This window comes from Tropicimonas sp. IMCC34011 (genome assembly GCF_003390865.1).
Classification (GTDB): domain Bacteria; phylum Pseudomonadota; class Alphaproteobacteria; order Rhodobacterales; family Rhodobacteraceae; genus Tropicimonas_B.
The window spans coordinates 306,378-330,052 of sequence record NZ_QMEJ01000003.1 but is presented as its reverse complement, the minus strand read 5'-3'; the positions used below and the strand labels follow the sequence as shown (position 1 = coordinate 330,052).

24 protein-coding genes and 1 pseudogene are annotated in these 23,675 nt (G+C 61.8%); 10 read left to right on the top strand and 15 right to left on the bottom strand.

The genetic code is table 11. The features are described 5' to 3' along the window. The first annotated feature begins 84 nt into the window (after nt 1-84). Nucleotides 85-1,455, top strand: a complete 1,371-nt coding sequence (locus tag DQG15_RS11045; protein WP_232830827.1) for a Glu/Leu/Phe/Val dehydrogenase — start codon at nt 85-87, stop codon at nt 1,453-1,455. Nucleotides 1,456-1,560: 105 nt separating this feature from the next. On the opposite strand, the gene DQG15_RS11040 is transcribed toward DQG15_RS11045, so the two are convergent. From DQG15_RS11040 to DQG15_RS11000, 9 genes are all read right to left on the bottom strand, one after another. Beyond that, on the bottom strand, nt 1,561-1,785 hold the full coding sequence (locus DQG15_RS11040; RefSeq protein WP_198665132.1) for an IS66 family transposase zinc-finger binding domain-containing protein: 225 nt from the start codon (nt 1,783-1,785) through the stop codon (nt 1,561-1,563). Nucleotides 1,786-1,874: 89 nt separating this feature from the next. Then, the gene (locus DQG15_RS11035) at nt 1,875-3,542 is read right to left on the bottom strand and encodes a Na/Pi cotransporter family protein (RefSeq protein WP_116085230.1); all 1,668 of its coding nucleotides are present in this window, start codon (nt 3,540-3,542) and stop codon (nt 1,875-1,877) included. 105 nt (nt 3,543-3,647) lie between these two features. Continuing rightward, nucleotides 3,648-4,478: an inositol monophosphatase gene (locus DQG15_RS11030; RefSeq protein WP_116085228.1), complete on the bottom strand. Its 831-nt coding sequence runs from the start codon at nt 4,476-4,478 to the stop codon at nt 3,648-3,650. Between the two features lie 14 nt (nt 4,479-4,492). After that, nucleotides 4,493-5,278, bottom strand: a complete 786-nt coding sequence (locus tag DQG15_RS11025) for a metallophosphoesterase (protein WP_157968967.1) — start codon at nt 5,276-5,278, stop codon at nt 4,493-4,495. 45 nt (nt 5,279-5,323) lie between these two features. Further along, nucleotides 5,324-6,136 (bottom strand): carbohydrate ABC transporter permease, encoded by an 813-nt coding sequence (locus DQG15_RS11020; RefSeq protein WP_116085225.1) that lies wholly within the window; start codon nt 6,134-6,136, stop codon nt 5,324-5,326. Further along, on the bottom strand, nt 6,133-7,008 hold the full coding sequence (locus DQG15_RS11015; RefSeq protein WP_116085223.1) for a carbohydrate ABC transporter permease: 876 nt from the start codon (nt 7,006-7,008) through the stop codon (nt 6,133-6,135). The genes DQG15_RS11020 and DQG15_RS11015 overlap by 4 nt, the downstream gene beginning before the upstream one ends. Nucleotides 7,009-7,106: 98 nt before the next feature. Then, nucleotides 7,107-8,393, bottom strand: a complete 1,287-nt coding sequence (locus DQG15_RS11010) for an ABC transporter substrate-binding protein (RefSeq protein ID WP_116085221.1) — start codon at nt 8,391-8,393, stop codon at nt 7,107-7,109. Between the two features lie 49 nt (nt 8,394-8,442). Further along, entirely contained in the window at nt 8,443-9,507 is a 1,065-nt protein-coding gene (locus DQG15_RS11005; protein WP_116085220.1) for an ABC transporter ATP-binding protein, read from the bottom strand. After that, a complete protein-coding gene (locus DQG15_RS11000; RefSeq protein ID WP_116085218.1) occupies nt 9,504-10,283 on the bottom strand; it encodes a DeoR/GlpR family DNA-binding transcription regulator in 780 nt (259 codons plus the stop codon). The genes DQG15_RS11005 and DQG15_RS11000 overlap by 4 nt, the downstream gene beginning before the upstream one ends. A gap of 646 nt (nt 10,284-10,929) precedes the next feature. Between DQG15_RS11000 and DQG15_RS18180 the strand changes: the two genes are divergently transcribed. Further along, entirely contained in the window at nt 10,930-11,160 is a 231-nt protein-coding gene (locus DQG15_RS18180) for a hypothetical protein (RefSeq protein WP_157968966.1), read from the top strand. Between the two features lie 454 nt (nt 11,161-11,614). Here the strand turns inward: DQG15_RS18180 and DQG15_RS10990 are convergent, their stop codons facing one another. Continuing rightward, nucleotides 11,615-12,367 (bottom strand): SGNH/GDSL hydrolase family protein, encoded by a 753-nt coding sequence (locus DQG15_RS10990; protein ID WP_198665131.1) that lies wholly within the window; start codon nt 12,365-12,367, stop codon nt 11,615-11,617. A gap of 120 nt (nt 12,368-12,487) precedes the next feature. Between DQG15_RS10990 and DQG15_RS18620 the strand changes: the two are divergent. Continuing rightward, nucleotides 12,488-12,646 (top strand): annotated as a pseudogene (locus tag DQG15_RS18620) (IS5/IS1182 family transposase); the annotation flags it as partial. 131 nt (nt 12,647-12,777) lie between these two features. Here the strand turns inward: DQG15_RS18620 and DQG15_RS10985 are convergent. Together DQG15_RS10985 and DQG15_RS10980 are read right to left on the bottom strand one after the other, a co-directional pair. Further along, complete coding sequence (locus tag DQG15_RS10985; protein ID WP_370454181.1) at nt 12,778-13,452, bottom strand: hypothetical protein; 675 nt, start codon at nt 13,450-13,452, stop codon at nt 12,778-12,780. A 1-nt stretch (nt 13,453) separates the two neighbouring features. Beyond that, entirely contained in the window at nt 13,454-13,738 is a 285-nt protein-coding gene (locus DQG15_RS10980) for a hypothetical protein (RefSeq protein WP_370454180.1), read from the bottom strand. A 208-nt stretch (nt 13,739-13,946) separates the two neighbouring features. On the opposite strand from DQG15_RS10980, the gene DQG15_RS10975 reads away from it, so the two are divergent. From DQG15_RS10975 to DQG15_RS10965, 3 genes are all read left to right on the top strand, one after another. Further along, nucleotides 13,947-14,369, top strand: a complete 423-nt coding sequence (locus DQG15_RS10975) for a hypothetical protein (RefSeq protein WP_116085211.1) — start codon at nt 13,947-13,949, stop codon at nt 14,367-14,369. Between the two features lie 222 nt (nt 14,370-14,591). Further along, nucleotides 14,592-15,236, top strand: coding sequence for a ribonuclease HII (locus tag DQG15_RS10970; RefSeq protein WP_116085209.1), 645 nt, complete (start codon nt 14,592-14,594; stop codon nt 15,234-15,236). A 93-nt stretch (nt 15,237-15,329) separates the two neighbouring features. After that, nucleotides 15,330-16,445, top strand: a complete 1,116-nt coding sequence (locus DQG15_RS10965; protein ID WP_116085207.1) for a site-specific DNA-methyltransferase — start codon at nt 15,330-15,332, stop codon at nt 16,443-16,445. Between the two features lie 101 nt (nt 16,446-16,546). On the opposite strand, the gene DQG15_RS10960 is transcribed toward DQG15_RS10965, so the two are convergent. From DQG15_RS10960 to DQG15_RS10950, 3 genes are all read right to left on the bottom strand, one after another. Next, nucleotides 16,547-17,476 carry a DMT family transporter gene (locus DQG15_RS10960; RefSeq protein WP_116085205.1) on the bottom strand — a complete coding sequence of 310 codons (930 nt, stop codon included), beginning with the start codon at nt 17,474-17,476 and terminating at the stop codon, nt 16,547-16,549. A gap of 70 nt (nt 17,477-17,546) precedes the next feature. Continuing rightward, complete coding sequence (locus DQG15_RS10955; protein WP_116085203.1) at nt 17,547-18,401, bottom strand: SDR family oxidoreductase; 855 nt, start codon at nt 18,399-18,401, stop codon at nt 17,547-17,549. Continuing rightward, the gene (locus tag DQG15_RS10950) at nt 18,398-18,808 is read right to left on the bottom strand and encodes a DUF1810 domain-containing protein (RefSeq protein ID WP_116085202.1); all 411 of its coding nucleotides are present in this window, start codon (nt 18,806-18,808) and stop codon (nt 18,398-18,400) included. The genes DQG15_RS10955 and DQG15_RS10950 overlap by 4 nt, the downstream gene beginning before the upstream one ends. Before the next feature lie 105 nt (nt 18,809-18,913). Between DQG15_RS10950 and ade the strand changes: the two genes are divergently transcribed. The 4 genes from ade to DQG15_RS10930 all read left to right on the top strand — a co-directional run bounded on the left by ade (nt 18,914) and on the right by DQG15_RS10930 (nt 23,650). Then, nucleotides 18,914-20,719: an adenine deaminase gene (gene ade, locus DQG15_RS10945; protein ID WP_116085200.1), complete on the top strand. Its 1,806-nt coding sequence runs from the start codon at nt 18,914-18,916 to the stop codon at nt 20,717-20,719. Between the two features lie 2 nt (nt 20,720-20,721). Continuing rightward, nucleotides 20,722-22,212 (top strand): AMP nucleosidase, encoded by a 1,491-nt coding sequence (locus DQG15_RS10940; RefSeq protein ID WP_116085599.1) that lies wholly within the window; start codon nt 20,722-20,724, stop codon nt 22,210-22,212. 150 nt (nt 22,213-22,362) lie between these two features. Then, nucleotides 22,363-22,650, top strand: a complete 288-nt coding sequence (locus tag DQG15_RS10935; protein WP_116085198.1) for an HU family DNA-binding protein — start codon at nt 22,363-22,365, stop codon at nt 22,648-22,650. Nucleotides 22,651-22,759: 109 nt separating this feature from the next. Further along, nucleotides 22,760-23,650 (top strand): DMT family transporter, encoded by an 891-nt coding sequence (locus DQG15_RS10930; protein WP_116085598.1) that lies wholly within the window; start codon nt 22,760-22,762, stop codon nt 23,648-23,650. The last annotated feature ends 25 nt before the right edge of the window (nt 23,651-23,675 follow it).

Sequence of the window (23,675 nt, the reverse complement as noted above, 5' to 3'; positions counted from 1 at the left end):
CACAATTCTCTTACAACCACAACGATATATAGAAATATTTCAGCAATGCTACCTGGCTCTTCATTTCTTGATGACGTGAACAAGATGTTCTCCGACGCGGCGCAGCTGATGTTGATGGAGGACGGGCTCGCGAACAAGATCAACGTCTGCAACGCCTCCTATATCACCCGTTTCGGGGTGCGACTGCGGGGTAAGATGCACACCTTCGAGGGCTGGCGCTCGGTCCATTCCAATCACCCCAGCCCTGCCAAGGGCGGTATCCGCTATGCACCCTACGCCAATCTTGATGAAGTCGAGGCGCTCGCGGCCCTCATGACCTACAAATGCGCGCTCATGGATATTCCCTTCGGTGGCTCCAAGGGCGCGCTCAAGATCGACCCCACCGAATGGGAACCCCATGAGCTCGAGCGGATCACCCGCCGTTTCGCTCAAGAACTCGCGCGGCACGACTTCCTCAGCCCAAGCCAGAACGTCCCGGCCCCTGATGTGGGCACAAACGAGACGACGATGATCTGGATCGCCGATGAATACCGCCGCATGAAGCCCACCGACATCAACGCCTCCGCCTGCGTAACCGGAAAGCCGCTGGCCATGGGCGGCATCGAGGGGCGTATCGAGGCGACGGGGCGCGGTGTGCAGTACGCCCTTCAGGAGTTCTTCCGTCATCCGCAGGATCTGTCACGGACGGGCCTGCCCGAGGGCCTCGCGGGACGCACTGTTGTGGTGCAGGGGCTCGGGAATGTCGGCTATCACGCCGCCAAATTCCTCAGCGCCGAGGATGGCTGCCGCATCGTCGCGGTGGCCGAGCGCGATGGCGCCATTCGCAATCCCGACGGTCTCGATATCGAGGCGCTGAAGGCACATGTATTGGCCACGGGCGGTGTCGAGGGGTTTGCCGGCGGGACCTTTGAGCGCGACGGGACAGCTGCCCTGACCGATGCCTGCGACATACTGATCCCCGCCGCGCTCGAAAGCGTCATCACCGAGGAAAACGCCCCCGACATCCAAGCCCGCCTGATCGTCGAAGCGGCCAATGGTCCGATCACCTACGCCGCCAACACGATCTTGCGCGAGCGTGGCATCGTGATCATTCCCGATCTTTTCGCAAATGCTGGCGGCGTCACGGTGAGCTATTTTGAATGGGTCAAGAACCTGACCCATATCCCTTTTGGATTAATGGAGCGCCGTCGAGACGAACGCGGCCACCGAATGCTGACCCAGTCTATCGAGACCATGACAGGCCGCGCCTTTCCCGCCGATACCGCGCTCGAGCTCACCACCGCCGCGCGCGAGATTGACCTCGTTCGCTCAGGTCTCGACGACAAAATGCGCTCCGCTTATGCCGAGATGTCGGCACTTTGGAACAGCAACCCCGCGATCCCGGATCTGCGCACCGCCGCCTACACCATCGCCCTGCGGCGACTCGCCGAAGTCTACAAGGCTCTCGGGATCTGATAGCCTCGCATTTGTTTTTGAGGACAGCTGGAAGGCCGCCGTCCCGGCCCAGTTTGCCAAGGCGCTGGGATCGATCCGGATGCCGGGGCGGGCCAGGATCTGGCTCTACCTGTAACACGGCAGGTGGTCCACGAACTTTGATACCAGGACGTGGGCGATGGCACCTTCGGCCGGCAGGCCACCTTCGATCAGCCGGGGCCCGGATGCTGCATGCATGATCCCCTGGGAGCAGACGCGGCAGGCATACTTCGGCCGAATGTCGACCAGCGCCTGGAGCTGCGCAGGCACGATGTCCAGCCGCTCGAGGCGACCATCGGGCTTTGCTGCCACAACTTCTATCCGCCTGTGGGTACGCGATTTGTCGAAATGAGCTGGCGTTCCACCCGGACAACCGGGCCAATTCCCGCGAAAACCTACGTTCAGTTCACAGCCAACCTGCTGCCAAGCAACTCACCGCTGTCGCTGAGCAGCGGGTAGGCGATCATGGCGAAATTCGTGTTCACGGCCTTAAGCCCGCGCAACACGTTCAAATGGATGCTGCTGGTCTCAATCGTCTCGGAAAGTCCCTGTTTCAGCCGGTAAAGATGCTGTTTCTCCAGCCGTTGAGCGAGATCACGGACTAATTCCTTCTGTTCGACAAGTGATCGTGCCAATGACGCATCCTCGTTCATCAAAACGGAAATCGAAAGCTGAACGTTGCGGTAGACTGTGTCGTGAAACGCCGACAAATCCTGCCAGCCTTCCTTCGAAAAATGGAGATTTTCTAGGCTCATGGTTTCTGCCAGCAAGACGATCTTTCGAGAGATGATGTCGGCTGCGGATTCCACGTTTGCTGCGATACCGGCGAGCTCAACGGCCTTTGCGCCGATCTTGTCCTCGCTATCCTCGCCGTCCTTACCGTGAATGCTAGTCAGATAGATCCGCAAATTGAGTGACCGCCGAGCGACCTCCTGATTGTCGTGGCGTATCCTTTGTGCGGCGACCTCATCAAAGGCCTCAAACAACGGCAGTACCCGTCGATGCATGGCTTCAACCTGCCCGCCAATGTGGACCAATTCCCTGATAGCGCAGGAAAAGGCGCGGGCGGGATGATCCAAAGCGTCGCGATCGAGTGCAGAGCTTTGCACAGCGATGTCTGGATCATTTCCGCTGTCATCGATCAGGTAAGAGGTCGCACGAAAAATTGGACCGGTGAGCGGCAAACACAGCAAAAGCAAAAGACAGTTGAAAACCAAATGCAGGTTCAGAGATTGACGGGCCGGCTCGGATCCGAGAAGGGAGGCAAGCCCCGGAAAGACAGTCAACACATAGAGCATGCCAGCTGCACCGCCACCGCGCAGTACTAGATTGGCCAAGACTGCACGTCGCACCATGACATCGGATTTGAGAGTAAGGAACAGCGCAATGAACGAGCCGCCGAGATTTGCGCCCAGCACCATCGCAAAGGTGGCTTCAACCGGCATGATGCCCTGGCCGGCCATTGTCACAAACAGCAAGACCGCGGCGACGCTCGAATGCACCAACCAGGCAAAAACCGCTGCCATTACGAAAGCTGCAGCGGCTTCATCGGCTAGATAGAGGATTACGGTCTGGCTTTGCGCGCTGTCGATTAGCGGATGACTTGCCGCCCGGATAAGATCCAGCGACATGAAAAGCAATGCCAGGCCGATCAGGATACGCCCGATCTGGCGAAGGCGCCGGTGGCTGCTGCGCAAAAACGTCACGACACCGCCCAGCAGCAGGACCGGGGCAATCAAAGCAAGTGATGAATTCAGAAGCTGTGTGACAATTGCCGACCCCAGATCAGCCCCCAGAAGAATCGCAAGACCCGAAACGCCGCTAATGGTACCAGCTGAAACGAATCCGGCCATCAGTACAGCCACCGCGGTCGAACTTTGCAGCAGAACCGCCGCACCGGCTCCGCAACCCGCCGCACTAAGCCTGTTAGATGTCGACATCCGCAACCAACGGCGCAGCTGACCGCCGAATGCGCGCTCGAATCCGGTTCGAACCAAGCGGACAGACCAAATCAGTAATGCCGCAGCGCTTGCAAGATTGAGTAGGACGTACAGCGAACTTTCTAACATTTTATTCCCAACGGGTGATATTCAAGCACGTCAATGGCGCCTCATTCAGGAATTCCACGCAGAAACCGCTTTGATCTATGATGTCGGCCTGCCGTTTGGTGCGGCTTATGGCATGGCGACAGATAGGTCGCTGACCTTGAGCCCTACCTCTTCGCAGCTAGCTGCAATTACATGGCCTGCGCGCAGTGCCGGCGTGTAGGTCTGGGTTCCCTCGACCTTTGCCCATCCGTCGGCTTCTTGCAGAACCAGAAGCCCAGCAGCGTGGTCCCATGAGTTCAAATAACGAGACCGCAGAAAATCAGCCTGTCCCGAGGCAAGCTGACGATATTCATGGCACGAACACCGAATATCCTGAATCTGATAGACAGAGTCGAACCCGCGCATCAGGTCCGCCCTTTCCTCCGCTGGATAATTGTCGAACGGCAAAAAGCCTCTTGCGGTACCAAGCGGTCGCGCCGACCGGCAAACCACCTGCTTCGGCGTCGTGGTGCTGCTCGCGTAAAATGCGCCTTCGCCACGAGACGCGCAGATCCAATCATCAAGTACTGGATCGTAAAGCAGTCCGAATACCGTCTCGCCGTTCTCGACCACTGCAAGAATCGTTCCAAACACGGCGAGGCCCGCGACAAAATTTTGTGTTCCATCAATCGGATCGATAATTACACAGGTGCCCGCGGTTCCGATCGCGTCGAGTATCTGAGGCCGCTCTGAAGCAGCTTCCTCCCCGACAACAACAGCATGGGGCAGAATTTTTGCAACCGCAGCGCCAATTGCTATTTCCGCTGCGCGGTCGGCATCCGTGACAAGATCTTTCGCATCTCTCTTTGTCCCCACCTCAAGCGAAGCAAGGTTGCGGAAATGCGGCATGATCTCATTCCGCCCGACGCTCCGCACGGCTTCGCTCAGATCTTCGATTTGTTGCTTCGTTAGATTCAAATTAGAAACCCTTCCTATTCCGAGGGGACGTATGGAAAATGCTGTGGTGTGACCACATACCTCCCGTTTTCGTCGACTTCGTATACATAATAGAAGTCTTGGAGACCCCTGAACAGAATCGGTGACGAACCGAAGGGCAGATCCGGAGCAAAGGCACTGGTCGTGCTACCAGCCACGAAACAGCCCGCCCCATCTATCCGGCCCTGATAAGGCCGGTGCACGTGGCCTGACAGGATTAGTTTCGGCCTTTCGGAGCGTTTGATGATATCATGGAGTTCAGCGATGCCCTCCAGTTGCGATACGGCATCGAATTCCTGCAGACCCGTCGTGATCGGAGGGTGATGCATTACGATGACAAGCGGCGGCGCGCCGCGGCGCGCGGATTCACGCTCAATTATTTTCATCGCGTCGGCTTTAATTCTACCGGTGGTCTCACCTTCGATGCAGGTGTCGATCCCCAGCAAACACAGCCCCGGCAATTCAACGACCTTGTTGGTGATGTCCCATGAACTTAGCGTCGGAAACTGGTCGAGACAGTTGTAATACACGGCCGGACCGTCATGATTGCCGGGCACCATGTAAACTGGCAGGCCAATTTGGGCGAACATATCCTCGAACTGTCGGAAAGATGCAAATTCTGCATCCTCCGTGACGTCGCCAGACACCACTACGAAATCCAGAATCTCGCTGATTCTGAGAATATCACGCGACAACTGTTCGACGATCGCGGCAGCGTCGGCCCGCACCCCCGCGACTAAGGTTTGGCTGAGGTGAAGATCGCTTATATGGGCAAATCGCATGTGGCTCTCCATAGCAGGCAGCAGCGCTGTTCCGAATTCATGCGGCTATTTAATTCCGGCGCGCATAAAGTTCACGACGAACTGGCGCTGGAAGATAAGAAAGGCAATGATGAGCGGCGCGGTCGTCATCAACGTGGCCGCATTGACTAGAGACCATTCGACGCCGCTTTCCACGGTGGCAAACACACTCAGGCCTACAGTGACCGGTCGTACTTCCGGTGAGTTGGTGACGATTAGGGGCCAGAGGAAATTATTCCAGTGGAAGCTTATCGAAACCAGTCCGTAGGCCAGATAGACCGGCTTGGCCAAGGGCACATACACATTCCACAGCACCCGCCATGCACCTGCGCCTTCAAGTTGCGCTGCCTCGTCCAGGGATTTGGGAACGCTCATGAAGGTTTGCCGCAACAGGAAGATGCCGAAAGCCGAATTCAGGTAAGGCAAGGCAATTCCCAGAATGGTATCGGTCATTCCAATACGCGATAACGTTAGGTAATTTTCTACGATCAGGATCTCGGGGGAGATTAGAAGCTGCACCATAATCAGCGCAAAGAGAAAGCCCGCCCAACGGAACCGGTAACGGACAAAGGCATAGGCCACCAATGTGCAGAGAATGAAGTTCGCAACAATTACGATTGCAATTAAGATGAAGGTGTTTGCGAAATAGAGCGCAAAGGGAGCTGCATTCCACGCCTGCACAAAATTTTCGAAAGAGATTGGCGCATCCCATCTGAAATTTGCCGAGTATTTCTCGTCATGAAAGGCCGTCCAGACAGAGTAAAGAAATGGCAACCCCCAAACTCCGGCTAGCACAAAAGCCAAGGCGGTCATCAGTATCCTGTTCAAATCCCTGGTCATTGGTAATGCGTCTTTCTGTCAAGAACCCAGAATTGGAAGGCCGCGAGGGCGCCGAGAAGCGCAACCATCAAGACGGTAAGCGTTGCGCCGTATGCAAAGTCCCGCTGCCGGAAAGTAACTTCGTAGATGTAAAACAGTAGCAGCGCGCTGGAATTGTCTGGCCCGCCCTTAGTCATCACAATGATGTGGTCTATAAGCCGGAACGCATTGATCAACGCATTAACCGCCACAAAAATTGTCGTGGGGCGCAGTAGCGGAAAGATCACGTCGAAAAACACGCGGACCGGCCCTGCCCCTTCCAGCCGGGCGGCATCCTTGAGGTTTTCAGGTACTCCCTGAAGGGCGGCCAGATAGAAGATCATGAACAGTCCGGCTTCTTTCCAGACGGCCACCACCATCATCGATGCCAGCGATGTTTCGGTGCTGCCGAGAAAATTGATGGTGGGCAAGCCGACCGCATTCATCATCTGCGAAGCAAGTCCAATCCCCGGCGCGTAGAAGAACAGCCATATGTTGGCTACCGCCACGAGCGGCAGCATTGTCGGTAGAAAGAAGGACAGCCGCATCAGGCCTGTACCCGGGAAACGGGAATTTACCAGCAACGCCATGCTTACTGACAAAAAGATAGCGGCCGGGATGGTGCCAAGTGCGTAAAGGCCGCTGTTGGTCAGCACCTGCATTAACTTGTCGTCTGCAATCATCGCCTCGTAGTTCTCCAACCCGACAAAGCGGGATGGGCGACGGGAACTGGCGTTGTTCCAGAGCGAGTTGATGATTGCCTTTACTGCGGGATAATGGGTGAACGCGACCAGGAGCGAGCAGGGCAGGACCAACAGGACGAAACCAAGGCCAAGGGGAAGCCTTTTGTTCATGACTTTGAGTACCTCTGTACGAGCTTGAAGTCTCCGCGCCCTGGAACGGTCCGGAGCGCGGAGGTCATCAATCTGTCAATCTCTGAAAAGGTGACGCGTTAGTTGTAATCACCTAGCACAGCGTCAGCTTCTTCCTGCGCTTCGGCGAGTGCCTCAGCCGCGGTACTGCCACCTGTAACTACGCTTTCGATTGCATCGACCAACGATTGAGTGACTTTCGCCCGCTGAAACGTCGCAAATTCGCGGTAGGCATGTGGCAGCTGGTCAAGTGCCACGAGCGCCTGCGGCAGTTCGGCGGCATATTCCTCCATCTCGGGCGTTTCCCAAGCGTCTGGGCGAGGCGCGACATAGCCAGTCGCAATGCTCCACGTCGCCGCATTTTCCGGCGCGGTCATGAACTTGATGAAGTCTAGGGCTGCGTCACGTTCTTCCTCGGTAGTGTCGCTGAAGATGTAGAAGTTTCCGCCACCAAGCGGTGCGCCAGGACCGTCACCACCCGGCAGGAAACCCACACCCCAGTCAAATTCTGCATTCTCGTTGATGAACGACAGATTGCCGGTCGAGGTCCACATTGTAGCCGTTTGACCTTCGAGAAAGGCCTTCGGCGTATCACCCCAGGAAATACCTCCCGGCTGCATTACGCCTTCATCGGACAACTGCTGAAGAAACTCCAATGATTCCCTTGCCGCAGGCGTGTCGAACCGGGCTTCGGTTCCGGTTTCAGTCGATAGCACATCCCCTTTGGAAACCACGAGTCCGCCGAACAGCCACGCTCCGCCAAGTCCCAAAGTGGGAATTCGTGTACCCCATTGGGTAACGTTGCCGTTGTCATCGGTGACGACCAGCTCTTTGCCCATCTCTATCATTTCGTCCCACGTCTCGGGAGGGGACTCCGGATCAAGCCCCGCTGCGCGGAACGCGTCCTTGTTGTAATACAGCACCGGCGTCGAGCGCTGGAATGGAATGCTGTAGGTCTTGCCCTCAAACTTTGCGTCAGACATGAACGCTGGGTAAAAACCGTCCATCCAGGCCTGATCTTCGGCCGAGTTTGCAATGTCCGAAATCGGAAGAATGACATCTTCTTCGACCAGGGTGAACAGATCGATCGCAAGCAGGACGGCCACTTGAGGCGGATCACCGGCTTGCGCAGCCGTCAATGCCTTTGTTGTCGTTTCCTCGTAGTTGCCGGCATAGACGGCCTCGACCGTATGCTGTGGGTTCTGTGCCGCCCATGCGCTGGTCAATTCTTCAATCGTCGCGACCGCAGGCGCGTTCACGCCCACCGGGAAATAGAATTCCAGATCAGCCGCGTGCAAGCTGGTAGCGCTTGCCCCCGCGAGCGCCGCCATCACGAACGGCATTGCCGAGTTCCATTTGTAAGTCATTATTTTCTCCTCCCTTATATTGTTGTGGGATCCTCCAGATCCCGAGGTATTACCGTGAAACGGTAATCACCCTGCCATCCTTCTTCGAAAACATGTGGGTATGCTCCCGTGCCCAGCCGAGCGTGACTTCCTCACCGTACTGCGGGACAGATGGGCCGGAGTAAGACTGCACGATTGACGTGCCGGCAGCTGTCTCTAGGTGAATCAGAAAGACCTTTCCTTCGTACTCCACACTCTTGACCCGCGCCTTGACCCGCAGATTCTTATCCGTCGTGGGGAATCCGATGCATTCCGGCCTTATTCCAAACAGGCAATCCTTCACGTCGTGGCCACCCGCAATATTCAGATCTGCCGGATACTCGACTTCGGATGAATCAATGATATTGGTCGGCGGCGTGCCGATGAAGGTTGCAGAGAACGTGTTGGCAGGCCGTTCGTAAAGTTCTTCCGGTGTCCCGATTTGAGCGACTTCGCCAGCATTCATGAGCACGATGCGATCAGACATAGACAAGGCTTCGCTCTGATCGTGGGTGACGTAGACGATCGTGATACCGAGCTTCTTATTGAGCGACCGGATCTCGCTGCGTATTTCCACGCGTAGCTTGGCGTCGAGGTTGGAAAGGGGTTCGTCCATCAGCACCAGAGGACGCCCCGAAACCAGCACGCGTGCGAGCGCAACCCGTTGCTGTTGCCCGCCGGACAGTTGACCCGGCCTGCGGTTCAGCAACGGGCCAAGCGCCATCAAATCGGCCACCCGATCAAGCTGTTTCTTCTTCTCGGCCGTTGGAACTTTGCGGATCTTGAGGCCGTAGGCGATGTTTTCCTCAATCGTCATATGCGGAAACAGCGCGTAATTCTGGAATACCATCCCCAGGTTCCGCTCTGCGGCAGCTTTCCCCGTTACGACCTGCCCATCTATCAGGATCTCTCCGCCACTCACCTCGTCCAACCCGCAGATCAGCCGCAGAAGCGTGCTTTTGCCACATCCCGAGGGCCCAAGAAGTGTCAGAAAGCCCCCGGCATTGATGTCGAAATCGACCGCCTTCAGAACCTCAACCTGACCCCAACTTTTATGTAGATTCCTGACCTCTAACGATGCGCCGCTCTTGCTCATGCCAGCATTACCTCAATTTTCGCGTTCATCAGTTGGGCATGACTCTCCTCATTCAGGCCTGAGTCCGTGATGATGCCATCCAATTGGTGAAATCCGGCGGTGTGCACAAAGCCGCTGACCGTCACCTTGTCATGGTGGGCCACGACAATGTTGCGGCGTGAGGAGGCGATCGCCTCTTTCTGGACCTGAGCATAGACCTCGTCGTTCATCGATATCGACCGGCGCTCGATATCGATGGAAGAGCAGCACAGAAACGAGACATCGAAAGACAGCGACCTTATCGCGGAGATGGCCAGGGTCCCGATGAAGGAGTCGTTTGTCCCTCGGTATGCTCCGCCAATCAGGTAGAAGTTCTGAATGTCCTGTTCCATCAACCTCGTGGCCACACCAAGACTGGTCGTGACGTAGTAACAATTCGGCCTGCGATGGGCGTAGGATGCTACGGCGAGTGCCGTCGTCCCTGCATCGAGAAAAGCAACGTCCTCTTCGCCAAGCAGCTCAATAGCCACTTGGCCGATCCGATCCTTTTCCTCGGAACCGACAAACTTCCGCTCCTCGTTCGGCAAATCGGCCAGAATGCTTGAATTGATCATCACGCCGCCATGCGTGCGCGTGACAACGCCTTGCTTGCCCAATTCCCGCAGATCACGTCGGATGGTGACGTCGGACACGCCGAAAGCTTCGGACAGGTCTCGCACCCCGACGGAGCCACGATCCTCAACTAACTTCGCGATCTTCCGTCGCCTGACGCCCGCCAGATCCATGCTGTCGTTCATTGATCAACTCTGTTCGATGGTGATCGATCGTTACGTTTCAATAGGAAAGCTCCCGTCTAACGTTCCAAAGTGATCGTATTAGATCAGATAAGATCGGTCAATGGTGATCGCATGCGATCACTTTTCCCCTGCATCATGGTCATCGCATGCATGAGGATGACGTGGCATGGCGATTGACCCCTGAGACGTTGGGCTAGCAGGCAGGCGCTATCGACTTCGGAAATCGTTCGGGCACGCCGCCCTTACCGCCTCCCTGCGCGGCTATAGTGACCGGCGTTGATGGTGCGGCCGTCCCCCGACGGCATCTGGACGGCGAGCCGTTCGAGGAGATGAATGCGGCGCCGGCCGCATTTACTCCGAAGCCGACATCGCCGTGGCCCGTGGCCCGTGGCGCGATCGGCGGACCGGCCGGGATCGCCGGACGGAGCGGGGGCATCACGACGACGCTCATGGAGCGCCTAGTCGATCTCACGATCGCGGTGGTCCGGAAGATGCAGGCCTCGCGCTCCCAGCTGTTCGGTTGGGTAGTGCCACATCTTCGGGAAGGACCAGCTCAGCACGTCGCCTCGAGCTCCTTTCTGCGCTCGATCGCGACGAGCCCGCTGATCCGGCCCGGCCTATCCTCGGCAAGGCGGAGATAGGTGAGATGAAGAAGGTCAGCGACGCGGGGACGACGATAGAGCGGATCCCGATCCCGCGCGAGCGCCTGCGCCGTGTGAAACAGGATGTATTCGACACGCACACTGAGCTTTCCGCGACGGTCGAAGCGCTGACGGCCGTCCTGCCGAGAATGCAGGATCTCTTCCATTCCGCACGTCAGGCACTCAACTTCGCCCGCGCCATCCAGCACAAACTCGACCTCTTCGGTGAGAGCTGACCACCCACGAGGCGCCCCACGAGGAGCGCCGCACTTGATGGCCTCATTGGTCCCTGCTGGCGGGATTAGACCTCCCGCCAGTCGGCGCGCCGGCGCCACCCTTCCACTGCTTAGATGCCGACCCGCCCACTATCCCCCCCATGCAAGAAGGCTGGTTCTCCTTGCCTGCCTGCGAGACAGCTACGGATTAACACGCACGCCTTGATCTCTCGCCCCAGCAATGTCCGCTTCGAGCGCTTCGCGCCCGAAAGCTTGCAAATTTGTGCACCCCACTGAGCTGTTGAGGCCGATCAAGCAAAGAACTGAATCAGCGGATGTTCTGCGATTACGGTTAGATCGACGTTCGCGTCAGAATATACCAAACCCTAAGCATCCGACCGAAACCCGATCGGTGAGCCAAACGTCGTTATTCGCCGCCGGCGCGAACCGTGTCGCCAGCGGCGAGTTGTCCGGGCTACTCGAGGATTTCTCGCACATTTTCGGCGACGGCGGTTCCGAGGGCCTCGTTCCCCGAAACGAGCAGGTGGATCCCGTCCGGTCCGACGTCGCTCTTCCCGACAACGCTCGCGGCGTCGAAGAAGTGCTCTCCGGCGGCCTCGGCGATGGCCGAGTAAATCGGCGGGAGTTGTCCGATCTTGTCACTGCCGTTCCTGAACTGCTCGGCGGCTCCCGGATCGATCTCGTCGCCCAAGAGCGGCGGGCTTATCACGAGCACCTGCGGGACATCGTAAGTGTACCACTCCGGGCCCGCGTCCTCCTGTACGATGTTCACCAGCTCCCCCATTCCGAGACCGATCTCGAGCGGCGTTCGATGCAGATGGCTTTTCGTGTCGTTGGTTCCGAGCATGATGATGACGAGATCGAGCGGTTCATGACTCAGGATGGCCGAGTCGAGGTATTCCGCTCCGTTCATCAGACCCGGAAGATCGGGGTCCTCTACATTGGTGGTGCGCCCGCTCAGCCCCTCGGTCACGATGTGGTAGCCGTCGCCAAGCGCCTCTGCCATGATCTCGGGCCAGCGGTCCTCTTCGGCATGTCGTTCGGTAGGAACGATGGGATCCTTCGGCACCCACCCCCAGGTGATGCTGTCGCCGAACACGAGGATGTTCTTCTGATCCTCGTCGGCTTGGGCCATTCCTCCGGTGGTCGTCGCTGCGGTCAGCCCGCAGCCTAGCGCAACCGCTCGCATTACTCCGAAATAATTCATTCCTTCCTCCCTTATTTAACATTCGGGAGCTTAATTTAAAAAGTAACGCTCACAAAGGGCTTGTTGCAACTATTGGTTGCAGGGATTCGGCTCTGGAATCCGTAGGGTTAGGTCAGTCGCATGCCGAAGCCTGAAACCTCCCACTATCGCACGACGAACTGGTCCAACTACAACGCCTCGCTCCAGCGACGTGGCTCCCGTTCGATCTGGTTCGATCCAGAGATGGAGCGGTACGCAGTCAGGACCGGCAGGTGCGGCCACCCCGAGACCCGGTTTTCGGGACGAGGGTCAGGCCCTGCCGTGCGTCATAGGGACGGTAGAGGCGCCATCGTCCGGCGAGCGATTGGCGCAACTCGGGCGGGCGTGAAGGGTCCCCCGAGGTTTGCGAAGCATGCGGCGCGGCGGACGCCTCACTGCATCCGGATGACGTTCTTGTCGATCGCGAGGACGTAGCCCTTTCGGGCGATGTTGCGCACGAGAAGCTCGCTGACGATCTGGTTGCCGAGGGCGTCGCGCAGGCGCTTGATCCGGGTCGCGCCGGCGGCTTCGTCGCAATCGGCGGAATTCTTGCTCTGGATCACCGCCTCGATCTGCGCCCCCGAGAGAATGTCGTCGTCCATGCGGGCCTCCGCGAGGACGGCAAGCGTCTCGATGGCCGCGCCGGTCAGCTTGAACTCCATTTCGTTGAGCGCGACGATCTGTTCCTCCCGGTTGATGACGAGGGAGCCGATCTGGATGCCGGTGCGCTCGATCTCCTCCATCCTCCGATTGAGCTGGGCGATGGTCGCCAGGAGCACGACGGCAACGATGAGGACGGCGGTCGCGAAGAGCAGAAGGACGAAGATGATCACCCTGTAGCTGCTCAGGACGTCTGAAAAGGTGGTGCCGCTCGCGGCGAGAATCTCCAGCAGGCGAATCTCTGCAGCGCCGACGAGGTCGTCATTCTCCAGGAAGATGCGTTCCACCCGGTCGTTGAAGACCGACGCGTCGGGCAGGGAGATGAACAGCACCAGAGCGCCGGTGAGAAGGATGCCGACGATCGCGGCGACGCCGACTGTCACCACCCGTCCGCCTGATTTCCGCATGTCAGTAACGGAGAAAGTACTGCCCGGCACTGCCACGCCTCTTCTTCAGTCCATCTTCGCCGAAGGTACCGAGGACCGTCAGAAGTTCCCAGCCGTCCTTTTCGATTCGGCTGGAAATCACCGCCGGGGCACTTCCATCGGAGCAGGCGCTCTCGGGCAGCTCTATCACGCCGTAGTGCAACCTTAGTGGATCGGTCTGCTTGGCCTTGTAGTCGGCATAGCACGCGGCCTCGGCGAGGGCCGGCACGACGAGGATGACAAGGGCAAGGACGATCTGGCGCATCATGGCATGACACTGGCCCTGACCGCCCCGTCATTCAATATCCCAAAGGCCTCGCGGCCCCGGATATTCGATAACATCGCGCTGAAATTGCCTGTCAGAGGGGGGATGCCCCAAGTCTGAACCACGCCGCCACGGCATCGCCCCGCACAAGAAGGCAGGGCCGGGAGGCAGCAGGTTACAGGCAACCGAATCTCGGATGAGGAGCGAACGGATGATCAAGATAATGGGCGGAGCGATCCTGTCCGCGGTTCTGGCTTTCGGAGCCCTCGCACCGGCACCGGCCGCGGCGGACCAGCACGGAAAGTCCATGCACCCCCTCCAGGAGGTCCTTCGCAAGAAGAACGGCACCTATGAGGAAGATCGGAAGCACCGCGCCGAACGGCGCTGGAACGATCATCGCGGCAATGCCGGACGGCACCGCTACGAGGGGCGGAAGTACAGCATCCCCGCAAGCTGCATTCGGCAGGTCGGCGGCCGCACGCTCGTGGGTCAGCGCTGCCTGACCCGCAACAGCAATCTGCGGACGGCGTCATTGCCGCGGAGATGCCGGACGAGCGTCCCGGTCCAGGGCCGCGTGATGCCGGCCTGGTCGGTCAGCTGCCTCTCGCGGGAAGGCTACAGGTTTCAGGGTTGAGGCAGGCAAGCACCGCGATCTGTCCAGTGGTGCACCTGTCCAGCAGTGGCGTGAGAGCACGTACCCCGCTCTTGCGTCGGCGGGGGAGCTTCGGCTCCCCCGTCATCGATTCGGGCGACGGGTTCCCTGCCGGTCCTGAACCGGCACACATTGCCAGAATGTGACGGCCCCGCAGCGCGGTCGGGGCTTGCCCGTCAGCCACGTTTGCGCGACCGAGGGGACATGAGTGACGCGCCCTCCCTCCCCGATCTTGCCTTCGAACGTGACGCCATCGCCCTCGGGGCCCGCCTCGTCGCCGGCGTGGACGAGGTCGGACGCGGCCCGCTGGCCGGCCCCGTGACCGCAGCGGCCGTGGTACTCGACCCGGACCGCCTGCCCGAGGGACTGAACGACAGCAAGAAGCTGACGGCGGCGCGCCGCGAGGCCCTTGCCGGCGCGATCCATGACTGCGCCTCGGTCGCCATCGTCCATGTCGACGTGGACGAAATCGACCGCATCAACATCCTGCGCGCCGCTCAACTCGCGATGCGGCTGGCCCTCTGCCAGCTCGCCCCGGCCCCCTGTCACGCGCTGATCGACGGGAACCTCCTGCCGGCCGACCTGCCCTGCCCCGCGCGGGCCGTGGTCAAGGGCGACGCGCTCTCCGCCTCCATCGCGGCGGCCTCCATCGTGGCCAAGGTGGCGCGCGACCGGCTGATGGTGGACTTGGCGCAACAGCATCCGGGCTATGGCTGGGAAACGAACGCGGGCTACGGCACGAAGTGTCACCTCGATGCACTCCGAAATCTCGGCCCGACACCATTCCATAGACGTTCCTTCCGACCCGTGCGCGATATCTTGTGCCAAGCCGAAAGCTTAAGGGTCTGATTAGAAAAAACTTTTGACCCCGATTCCCCTTTGCGGAATGCTGCCTCTCATCAAATCAGGCGCCAAAAAAGAGCGCCGATACGAGGCAGAGACATGACAAACACGACCATCACGGCAGCCCGCGCGGGCGTGCCACGCGATACTATTCTCTCCGGCGACTGCATCGAGGCCATGCGCGGCCTTCCGGATGCCTCGGTCGATCTGGTCTTCGCCGACCCGCCCTACAATCTTCAGCTGAAGGGCACGCTCCATCGCCCCGACAATTCTCTCGTCGACGCGGTCGACGACGATTGGGACAGCTTCTCCTCGTTCCGCGCCTATGACGAGTTCACCTCCGCCTGGCTTGCCGAGGCGCGGCGCGTTCTGAAGCCGAACGGCGCCCTCTGGGTGATCGGCAGCTATCACAACATCTTCCGCGTCGGCGCAAAGCTTCAGGATGCCGGCTTCTGGATCCTGAACGACGTCGTCTGGCGCAAGTCGAACCCGATGCCCAACTTCCGCGGCAAGCGGCTGACCAATGCCCACGAGACCATGATCTGGGCGAGCCGCGGCGAAGGCTCCAAGTACACGTTCAACTACGAGGCGCTGAAGGCGCTGAACGAGGGCACGCAAATGCGGTCGGACTGGGTCCTGCCGATCTGCACCGGCCATGAGCGTCTGAAGGATGCAGAGGGGCAGAAGGCTCACCCGACCCAGAAGCCCGAGAGCCTGCTCTACCGCGTCATGATCGGAACGACGAACCCGGGCGACGTGGTCCTCGATCCGTTCTTCGGCACCGGCACCACGGGCGCCGTCGCCAAGGCCCTCGGCCGCTCCTGGATCGGGATCGAGCGCGAGGAGAGCTACCGCAAGATCGCCGAGGAACGGATTTCCCGCGTTCGGCGGCTCGAAGCGGGCGCCATCGCCGTCACCCAGTCGAAACGCGCCGCGCCGCGCATTCCCTTCGGCCAGCTCGTCGAACGGGGTCTCCTGCGCCCCGGCGAGACCCTGACCTCGATGTCCGGCCAGCGCGCCGCGAAAGTCCGGGCCGACGGCACGCTCGTCGCGGATGACATGACGGGCTCGATCCACCAGGTCGGTGCCGCGCTCGAGGGCGCGCCGTCATGCAATGGCTGGACCTACTGGCACTTCCGCAAGGACGGCGCGCGCGTTCCGATCGACGTGCTGCGCCAGCAGATCATCTCGGAGCTCGGGCCGCGCCCCAACTGACGTCGCCCCGCTCCGAACCCTGAACCCTGACTTTCAAAGCGTTCCGCCGGCGCCTGTAACCTGACCTCTCATGAGAGAGGGGGCCGGCCCACCTCGCCCTGTCATCCTTCTGCCGGATGACGGGGCATTTTTTTGGCCGCGCGCCGCTCGCGACGTCGGCGCAGCGCGGCCGGCAGGGTCGACAGCATGGCCGCGGCGACGATGGCGCCCGCGCCAGCGAGGGACCACGGCCCCGGAAATGCGCCGAGGAGGACCACGTCGAAGGTCAGCGCCCAGACCAGTCCCGAATACTCGAAGATCGCAAGGGTGGAGACCTGCGCCCGCGCCTGTGCCTCGGTCGAGCAGATGTGCGCCGCGCCGCCGAGCAAGCCGGTCAGCGCCAGAAGCGCCAGGGTGCTTGCGTCTGGCACCACCCAGCCGAGCGGGAGGGTCATGAGGCCGATGAATGACCCGGCAACGGTGAACCAGAAGGCGATAGCGGGGCCGGATTCCGTCGCCGTCATGCCGCGGATATGCACGCGTACGAGAGCCGATGTCCCGGCAAAGGCGACACCTGCGATGATCCCGTAGGTCGCGTCGTTCCCCGGCAGGGACATGGCGGGCCAGAGCATCAGGCCCACTCCGGCGAAACCGAGGCCGATGGCCGCGAAATGTCGCGGCCCGATGGCCTCACCGAGAAGCAGCCCCGCCAGCGGCAGCGCCATGACGGGCGCGAGATACCCCAGCGCCTGCGCATTCGCGAGGCTGAGCTGGGAGAGAGCATAGAAGTTCAGGCCCATCGCGGTGACGCCGATGGCCGCCCGCTGCAGGTGAACGAGCGGCTTTTTCGTCCCAAGGGCGCGCGGAAACTGCCCCCGGATCATCGTGTAGATCGCGATCGGGACCATTGCGACGAAGCACCGGAAGAAGATGATCTCCCCGAGAGGCACGCCGTCCGAGAGCAGTTGGACGATAGCACTCATCGTGGTGATCAGGAGGGTCGCGGTCAAAAAGAGCGCGATCCCACGGGAGCTGGACGCGGCGGGTCTCATGGACGCCAGCGCTACGCCCTCGCGCCGGGGGCCACAAGTCGACGCGCGGGGGAAGGCGAGCCGCTCGCCCCTACCCGCCCCGTGAGAGCAGATCCGCAAGCCCGGCCCTGTAATCGGGGTAGAGCAGCGTCACGCCGAGCTCCCGCTTCATCCGGTCGTTCCTCACGCGCTTGCTCTCTGCGTAGAACGAGCGGGCCATGGGGCTCATGTCCGCGTCCTCGATGCGCACTTCGGGCGGCGTCGGCAGGCCGAGCAGCTCGGCGGCGTGGGCAATGACATCCTGCGGCGGGGCGGGATCGTCGTCGCAGACGTTGAAGACGGTACTCGTCTTCCCGGCCGTCATCGACGCCTCCAGCACCTGCGCGATGTCCTCGACGTGGATGCGGGAGAAGACCTGACCCTCCTTGACGATCCGCCGCGCCGTCCCGGCCCGCACCTTCTCGAACGGGCCGCGGGACGGACCGTAGATCCCGGCGAGGCGAAAGATCCGGAGCGGCCAGCCGCCCCGCTCCGCCGCCGCCCGCCATTCGGCCTCCGCCATCTTCCGAAGGGCGCCGCGCCTCGTCGATGGCGCGAGCGGTGTGTCCTCGTCCACCCAGTCTCCGCCATGATCGCCGTAGACCCCGGTCGTGGAGAGATAGCCGACCCAGTCCGGCTTTGCCGCCTCAAGCGCCCCGCCGATCTCGGCAAGAAAGGGATCGCCGGTCTCCCCCGGCGCGGCGGAGGCGAGGATATGTGTCGCCTCGGCGATGTCAGCCGACAGGTCCGACGGCCAGAGACGCGCCTCGACGCCCTCCGCCTCCAGCGCCTCTGCCTTGTCCTCGGAGCGGGTCGTTCCGATCACACGCCAGCCCTTGGCCACAAGCCGCGCCGACAGGGCCCGCGCCGAGTAGCCGTGGCCGAGGGAGAGAAGTGTCCCGCTCACAGCCGGTCCAGCGTGGCCGGGTCTTCGGCCCCGTCGTAGAAGGCATCGAGGATCCGCCGGAACACGGGCTCCCCCGGCGCCGCGGCGTGGAACAGCGTCGCGCAGGAACGGACCTTCATGTCATCCGGGCTGCCCAGAATCTCCCGCGCCGGCGTCCCCGCATGGCTCAGGAGGAGCTCCGCGATGGCGCGGAGCCGCGGGCCGAGGACCGGATGCCCGATATAGCTCTCCGCCTCGGAGACGTCGCGGATGCCGTAGAGCTGGGCCGTCTCCGATTTGCCGAGGCCCTGGATCTGCGGGAAGACATACCAGATCCAGTGCGTCTCCTTCCTGCCGCGGGCGATCTCGCCGAGCGCAGTGCTGTAGTCCCGCGCCTGTGCCGCAAGGAACCTGTCCAGATCGCGCATCGATCCCTCCTGTCTACTTTTGTGAGCGCATCTAGAGGGACGCGCGGCCGCGACCACCCGTAGCGCTGTCTTGCGGCTGTCATGCGAAGACGACATGCTGCCGCAATGACGCAAAATCCCCTCAAGAGCTGGGCCGACGCGGCCCCCACCCTCATCGCCGTCGCCGCGGGGCGGCAGCCGGCCGACATGGTCATCCGCGGCGGAACGTGGGTGAACGTGCATACGCGCGAGATCCTGCCGGGACACGACATCGCCATCGCCGAGGGCCGCATCGCCTATGTCGGCGAGGACGCCTCCCACTGTACCGGCGAGGGGACCGAGGTGATCGAGGCGAACGGCCGCTACATGATCCCCGGCCTCTGCGACGCGCACATGCATGTCGAAAGCGGGATGCTCACCCCGGCGGAGTTCGCCGCCGCCGTCATTCCCCACGGCACCACGTCCATGTTCCACGACCCGCACGAGATCGCCAACGTGCTCGGGCTGGAGGGCGTGCGGCTGATGCATGACGAGAGCCTGCTCCAGCCGGTGAACATGTTTACCCAGATGCCCTCCTGCGCCCCGTCGGCGCCCGGCCTCGAGACGACCGGCCACGAGATCGGACCCGAGGACGTGGCGGAGGCGATGACCTGGCCCGGCATCGTCGGCCTTGGCGAGATGATGAACTTCCCCGGCGTATCCAACGCCGACCCGAAGATGCTGGCGGAGATCGCGGCGACGCAGGCCGCCGGAAAGACGGTCGGCGGGCATTATGCCGCCCCCGATCTCGGCCCCGCCTTCCATGCCTATGTCGCCGGCGGTCCTGCGGACGATCACGAGGGGACGCGCAAGGAAGACGCGATAATGCGCGCCCGCCAGGGGATGCGCGCGATGCTCCGGCTCGGCTCGGCCTGGTACGACGTGAAGGCCCAGATCACCGCGATCACCGAGGATGGCCTCGACCCCCGCGGCTTCATCCTCTGCACCGACGATTGCCATTCGGGCACGCTGGTGAACGACGGCCACATGAACCGCGTCGTGCGCCACGCCATCGCATGCGGCTGCGATCCCGTCGTGGCGCTCCAGATGGCGACGCTGAACACGGCCTGCCACTTCGGGCTGGAGCGGGAAATCGGGTCGATCGCGCCGGGGCGCCGGGCAGACCTGATCCTGACGTCGGACCTCGAGACGCTGCCCATCGAGACGGTGATTGCGCGCGGCCGCGTCGTGGCCAAGGACGGGTCTATCCTGTGCGAGTGCCCGCATCTCGAATGGCCGGCCCATGCGCGCAGCACGGTCCGGCTTGCGCGGGATCTGACGGCGGACGATTTCCGGCTGCCGGCCCCCGCCGGTGCGAACCGCGTCAGGGCCAACGTCATCGGCGTCGTGGAGAACCAGGCGCCGACCCGCGCGCTCACCGCCGACCTGCCCGTCCGGGACGGCGCCGTGGAGGCGGAGGGGGACGTCTGTTACATCGCGCTCGTGGAGCGACATAAGGCGACCGGCGAGGTTTCGAACGCCTTCGTCTCGGGCTTCGGCTACACCGGGTCGGTCGCGCTGGCCTCCACCGTGGCCCATGACAGCCACCACATGATCGTCGTCGGCACCGACCGCGCGGAGATGGCACGCGCGGCGAACCGCCTCGGCGAGGTCGGCGGGGGAGTGACGCTCTGGCAGGACGGCGAGGAGAGGGCGCTGGTCGAACTGCCGGTGGCGGGTCTCATGTCCGACAGCCCGGCGAGCGAAGTCGCAGCCAAGGCGCACAAGCTCGGACAGGCGATGGAGGCGGCGGGCTGCACGCTCAACAACGCCTTCATGCAGCATTCCCTTCTCGCCCTCGTGGTGATCCCGGAGCTGCGGATCAGTGACAAGGGCCTGATCGACGTCCGCAGCTTCGAACGGATAGACGTCCTGACGGGAGAGACTTCATGACCATGCCCGGCGCATTTCCGTCGAACACCCTGCCGGTGCACTCGCCGGACCAGGGCGAGCCCCGTCCCTATACCGATCCCGCCGAGGCGGTGGAGCGGCTCTGCGAACTCTATAGCGAGGCCACGCATTTCCTCGCGGAAAGCTTTGCGGGCGCCATCACCGGCCCCACGCCGACCGCCCGGTTCCGGGCCTTCTACCCCGAGATCAGGCTGCGCACGACGACCTATGCCAAGGCGGACAGCCGCCTTGCCTTCGGGCATGTGGCCTCTCCCGGAACCTATTCGACGACGGTGACACGGCCCGATCTCTTCCGCGAATATCTCACCCAGCAGATCGGCTTCCTGATCCAGAACCACGGCCAGCCCGTCATGATCGGCCCGTCGACCACGCCGATCCCGATCCACTTCGCCGATGACGGGCAGGGCGCGCTTGCCGTGCCGCAGCAGGGCGCGCTCGATTTCCTCCTGCGGGACGTGTTCGACGTGCCGGACCTGACGACGACCCACGACGACATCGTCAACGGTTTCAACGTCACCCACGAGGACGGCTCCGGCCCGCTCGCGCTCTTCACCGCGCAGCGGATCGACTATTCGCTGGCCCGGCTCTCGCACTACACCGCGACCACGCCGGACCATTTCCAGAACCACGTCCTCTTCACGAACTACCAGTTCTACATCGAGGAATTCGAGGTCTACGCCCGGCAGATGCTGCGCGATCCGAAGAGCGGGTACACCGCCTTCGTCGGCCCCGGCAACGTCGAGATCACCGATCCCGATGAGCCGCTTCCGGCGCCTGCGAAGATGCCGCAGATGCCGACCTACCATCTCAAGCGGGACGACCACGACGGGATCACGCTCGTGAATATCGGCGTCGGTCCCTCGAATGCGAAGACGGCGACAGACCATATCGCCGTTCTGCGTCCCCATGCATGGCTGATGGTCGGGCATTGCGCGGGGCTGAGGAACAGCCAGTCGCTCGGCGATTTCGTCCTCGCCCACGGCTACCTGCGGGAGGATCACGTCCTCGATGACGACCTGCCCGTCTGGATGCCGATCCCGGCGCTTGCGGAAATTCAGCAGGCGCTGGAGCAGGCCGTGGCGGAGGTCACCGAACTGGAGGGGTTCGAGCTCAAGCGCATCATGCGCACCGGCACCGTGGCCACCATCGACAACCGCAACTGGGAACTGCGCGACCAGTCCGGCCCGGTGCGGCGCCTGTCCCAGTCCCGCGCCGTGGCGCTCGACATGGAAAGCGCGACCATCGCGGCGAACGGGTTCCGCTTCCGGGTGCCCTACGGAACGCTTCTCTGCGTCTCCGACAAGCCCCTCCACGGAGAGCTGAAGCTGCCCGGAATGGCGTCCGATTTCTACAAGACGCAGGTCGCGCGGCACCTGCTCATCGGCATTCGCGCGATGGAGGTGCTCCGCGGGATGCCGCTGGACCGCTTGCATTCCCGGAAACTGCGCAGTTTCGAGGAAACCGCGTTTCTTTGAGGCGCCTTAGGCCGGAATTCGCCCGCGCGGTTGCAATCGGCCTTGTTTTCTTGGGAAGTGCGACAATAGACATAACCAGCGACGCGGCGGCCCTTCTTTTGCCGCGCAAGCTACAAAACAATCTACGGGCGACAACGAGGAGACCCCCAAATGGCCAAACCGATGACCAAGGCGCAGCTCGTCAGCGCGATTGCGGAACGGATGGACACCGACAAGAAGACCGCCACCAGCGCGCTCGACACCATCACCGCAATCATCACCGACGAAGTGTCCGGCGGTGGCGCGGTGACCCTTCCCAACGTCGGGAAGATCTATTGCCGCGAGCGCCCCGAGCGCATGGTCCGCAACCCGGCCACGGGCGAGCAGATCAAGAAGGACGCGGACAAGGTCGTGAAGATGACCATCGCCAAGGCGCTGAAGGAAAGCGTCAACGGCTGAACAGGCCGCGACCTGTAGCCCGCTTTCATGGCCTGCCGCGGGAACGTGGCGGGCCATTTTTCTTTCCCCGAGGAGTCTTCCGTTGAAATTCGACCTCCGCGCCGTCCTGATGGGGCTGGCCTTCGCCTTCATCTGGTCCTCCTCCTTCAGCTCTTCCCGGATCGTCGTCACCAACGTTCCGCCGCTGACCGCGCTCGTGATCAGGTTCATGCTGTCGGGGCTGATTGCCATCGTCATCGCCAAGGCCATGGGACAGTCGCTCCGGCTGACGCCGAGCCAATGGCGAGCGACGATCATCTTCGGAATCTGTCAAAACGCTCTCTATCTCGGGCTCAACTGGATCGCGATGCAACGGATCGAGGCGTCCCTCGCGGCGATCATCGCCTCCTCCATGCCCCTCGTCGTCGCCTTCTTTTCCTGGGTCGCGCTCGGCAAGCGCCTCCCGCCGCTCGGAATCGCCGGGATAGCGGCCGGGATGGCCGGGGTGATCCTGATCATGGGCACGCGGATGACCGGAGCGGGAGCGGACACGTTGTCCGTCGCGCTCTGCGTGATCGGCGTCGTGGCCCTCGCAATCGCGACCATGTCGGTCTCCGGCGCCTCCTCGGGCGGGAACGTCATCGCCGTCGTCGGGCTGCAGATGCTGGTTGGCGGGGCCGCGCTGGTGCCCTTCGCGTTTCTCCTGCACGGCCCGGCCAACTGGACCCCGGTCGTGATCGCCTCGCTGACCTACGCGATCTTCATATCGGGGGTCGTGGCGACCATCGTCTGGGTGTTCCTCGTCCGTCGCATCGGCGCGACGCGGGCGGCGGTCTTCCACTTTCTCAACCCGTTCCTCGGCGTCGCCATCGCCGCCTTGCTCCTCGGAGAGCGCTTCGGCTGGCTCGACGTGCTCGGCGTCGCGATCATCATGGCCGGCATCCTCGCCGTCCAGATCTCGAGCAGAAGCCCGCGTGCTCCTGCGGCCGAACCGGAACCCGTGTCACGCTCCGCCGGTTGATCTTTCGTCACCCTGAACGGAGGTC